Here is a 3,412-nt window from a genome sequence, read left to right as displayed (position 1 = left end):
GGTTTCCGCATCGAACTGGGCGAGATCGAAGCCAAGCTCGCCCAGCACGATGCCGTGAAAGAGGCGGTGGTGCTGGCCCGGGAAGACGTACCGGGCGATAAACGTCTGGTCGCGTATTTCACCCAGCATTCGCCAGGCCAGGCAGTGGGCGTAGGCCATCTGCGTGGGCATCTGCAAGCGCAGTTGCCGGAGTATATGGTGCCGGCGGCCTATGTGCGCCTCGACACCTTGCCGTTGACCCCCAACGGCAAGCTCGATCGCAACGCCTTGCCACTTCCCGGCAGCGAGGCGTTCGCCACTCATCTTTACGAAGCCCCTGTGGGTGATGTGGAAACGAAGCTTGCTTCGTTGTGGGCCGAGCTGCTGAAGGTCGAGCGCGTCGGCCGTCACGATCACTTCTTCGAACTCGGTGGCCACTCGTTGCTGGCCGTGACGCTGATCGAACGCATGCGCAAGGAAGGCATGGAAGCCGATGTCCGTGTGTTGTTCGGTCAACCGACGCTGGCGTCTGTGGCCGCGGCGGTGGGGCAGGTACAACGCATCGAAGTGCCCGAGACGAAGATACCGGCGCTCACGCGTCAGCGACGCATCTGAGTCCGATGGGAGAGAGCCTGTCCGCCGGCATGATGCCATCGCGAGCAGGCTCGCTCCCACAGTTTTCCGCGGCGCCGCGCAAATCCTGCTGACCCCAAATCCCTCTGTGGGAACGGGCTTGCTCGCGAAAGCGGAGTGTCTGTGACGCAGATGTCGAATGTGCCACCGCTTTCGCGGGCAAGCCCGGCTCCCACAGGTCTGACGGTGTCCGCAAAGGCCGAGTTCACCCCAAGTCCAATGTGGAGCGAGCCTGCTCGCGATAGCGGTGGGTCAATTGGTATCAATGCTGACTGTGCCACCGCCTTCGCGAGCAAGCCCGGCTCCCCCAGGATTTACGTTCGCTTGCTCCCCGCCGGGACTTGTCCCTGCTTCCCATGACAGACATGACCTACTGAATGCTCTAATTTTTTTTGGCCTGTAAGGAGACGGACCTCCTTCGGTTGAACATGACGATATTCATTGCATTGGCCCGTACGCGGTGATCGGCCCGTCCACCGCCAATCCTCGCGTCCAGGCGACACGCCGTATCTGAAAGCCACATTGATCGTCAACCACTCCGAACCAGAAAAGCAGGTCCTTCGATGCAATTCAGCGAACTGATGGCAGTGCTTTCCAAGCACCCGATTCGTCTCCAACAGGATGGCGAAAACCTTGTGATCGAGGGCGATGACGAAGGGCTGGAGAACACGGTATGGGACAGTCTGGCCGTCCATAAGCGTGAACTGCTCGCCCTGGTGGAGAGAAACGGTGGCGACTGGTTGAGCCCGGCGTTCCGCATCACACCGGATATGTTGCCGCTGGCGAGCCTGACTCAGGAGCAGATCGACCGGATCGTCGACGGCGTGCCCGGTGGCGCCGGCAATGTCCAGGACATCTATCCGCTGGCGCCGTTGCAGGAAGGCATTTTCTACCATCACCTTGCCGCGGAACAGGGTGATCCCTATGTGTTGCAGACCTTGTTCGGAGCAGACCAGAGGGCTCGCCTGGACGATTTTCTCCAGGCCTTGCAAGGCGTGATCGATCGCCACGACATCTTGCGCACCTCGGTGGTGTGGGAAGGGTTGGAGGAACCGATGCAAGTGGTCTGGCGCGAGGCCACTCTGGCGCTGGAAGAACTGGTGCTCGATCCGGCCGAGGGCGATATCGATTGGCAACTGCATCAGCGTTTCGATACCCGACACCACCGTCTGGACGTGGGTCGGGCGCCGTTGATGCGCCTGGTCTGTGCGCAAGACCGGGCTAACAACCGCTGGGTGGCGATTCTGTTGTTCCATCACATGGCGCTGGACCATGCAGCCCTGGAGTTGGTGCAGCATGAGATGCAGGCATTCCTGCTTGGCCGGACCGATGAATTGCCTGAGCCGGTACCTTTTCGCAACTACGTGGCACAGGTGCGCCTGGGCATCAGTGCTGAGGCCCATGAAGGGTTCTTCCGCGAGATGTTGGGTGATGTCGATGAGCCGACCCTGCCATTCGGCCTGCAAGAGGTGCAGGGCGCAGGGCCGGGCATTGAGGAAGCTACACTGGCACTCGCCAGCCGCTTGAGTCTGGACTTGAGGACCCAGGCGCGTCTGCTCGGCGTGAGTGCAGCGAGTCTGGTTCACCTGGCCTGGGCGCAGGTGCTGGGCCGTGTGTCGGGCCGGGACGATGTGGTGTTTGGCACCGTGCTGATGGGGCGGATGCAGGGCGGCGAAGGGGGCGACCGCGCCTTGGGCATGTTCATCAATACTCTGCCATTGCGGGTGAGCATTGGCGGGCAGGGCGTACGCGCCGGGGTCAAGACGACCCATGCACGGTTGACCGCATTGCTCGGTCACGAGCACGCCTCCCTGGCCTTGGCCCAGCGTTGCAGCGGCGTGGCGGCACCCGCGCCGCTGTTCAGCGCCTTGCTCAACTACCGCCACACCGGCACCGCGACTTCGACCGAAGCAGTGTCTGCCTGGAACGGTATCCAAGTGCTCGGTGGCGAGGAGCGGACCAACTATCCGCTGATGCTCTCGGTGGACGATCTGGGTGAGGGCTTCAGCCTGACCGTCCAGGCTGTGAGCGGGATCGACGCGTCGCGGATCTGTGCCTATATGGAAACGGCGCTGGCGACTTTGGCGCAGGCGCTGGAGTACACGCCTGCGTCGCCGCTGGCCGATTTACCGATTCTGCCTCCGGCGGAGCGCGAGCAACTGCTGGTGACGTTCAATGCCACCGACGCCGAGTATCCGCTGGAACAGACGATCCACGGGCTGTTCGAGGAGCAGGTGCAGCGCACGCCGGATGCACTGGCGGTGCTGCATGGCGGACAGCGCCTGACTTATGCTGAATTGAACGAGCAGGCCAACCGGCTGGCGCATTACCTGCGCGGGCAGGGCGTGCGGCCGGATTCGCGGGTGGCGATCTGTGTCGAGCGTGGTGCCGACATGGTGATCGGGTTGCTGGCGATCCTGAAAGCGGGCGGCGGTTATGTGCCGCTGGATCCGGCGTATCCGGCGGATCGGATTGCCTACATGCTGGAAGACAGCGCGCCGGCCGTGGTCCTGGCCCAGACGGCGACCCTTGGGTTGCTGGCTGATGCAACGATGCCGGTGATCGATCTCGGTAGCGGGCTCTGGCAGGACGAGTCCGTCTCGAATCCAGAGGTTGCCGGGCTGACCTCGGCGCACCTGGCCTATGTGATCTACACCTCCGGTTCCACCGGTTTGCCCAAGGGTGTGATGATCGAACACCGCAACACGGTGAATTTCCTGACCTGGGCCCATCGTTCGTTCGATGCGCAAACCCTGTCGAAAACCTTGTTCTCGACCTCGCTGAACTTCGACCTGGCGGT

The 3,412-nt window shown here is 62.5% G+C and carries 2 protein-coding genes; both read left to right on the top strand.

What is annotated here, in order from left to right; genetic code table 11:
* Positions 1-594 (top strand): phosphopantetheine-binding protein (locus BM317_RS29385; protein ID WP_256574308.1); only part of this gene is annotated, 594 nt, incomplete at its 5' end.
* Positions 595-1,175: 581 nt separating this feature from the next.
* Positions 1,176-3,412 (top strand): AMP-binding protein (locus tag BM317_RS29380; protein WP_139236097.1); only part of this gene is annotated, 2,237 nt, incomplete at its 3' end.

The organism is Pseudomonas sp. NFACC24-1 (assembly GCF_900115235.1).
Lineage (GTDB): Bacteria > Pseudomonadota > Gammaproteobacteria > Pseudomonadales > Pseudomonadaceae > Aquipseudomonas > Aquipseudomonas fluorescens_AA.
This window is presented reverse-complemented; position numbering and strand designations above follow the sequence as displayed.